Genomic DNA, 315 nt, shown 5'->3' on the forward strand with positions numbered 1-315 from the left:
CGATCGCAAAGGCTTTTTGCGCCCGCTCGTAGAAGGCAAAGCGGTCAATCCGCACGATATCCGGGCAGGGGGCCTGCGCCGATAGCGCCTGCCGATAGCGCTGTTCCACCGTCGGGTCGAGCGCATCGCCTTCGACGGCGGCCATCATCACCACCGGCGGCGCATAGCTGTCTAATTCGAACAGCGGGATAATCGCCTGCAGCAGATCGCTGACTCGCAGGCCATCGGCGCGGATCACCTGCGGCCCCATGCTGTGCGCCGGGAAATGGGCATCGGAAAAAATGATTTCATCCCCATGGCCCATTTCGGCCAGCT

At 62.5% G+C, this 315-nt stretch carries 1 protein-coding gene; it reads right to left on the bottom strand.

The annotated features are described in order from the left end of the window. Positions 1–313 (bottom strand): L-fucose mutarotase (gene fucU, locus ACSIPU_RS30890; RefSeq protein ID WP_435322517.1); only part of this gene is annotated, 313 nt, incomplete at its 3' end. Between the last annotated feature and the right edge of the window lie 2 nt (positions 314–315).

It is taken from the genome of Klebsiella sp. HN106 (assembly GCF_051209435.1).
Classification (GTDB): Bacteria; Pseudomonadota; Gammaproteobacteria; order Enterobacterales; family Enterobacteriaceae; genus Klebsiella; species Klebsiella oxytoca.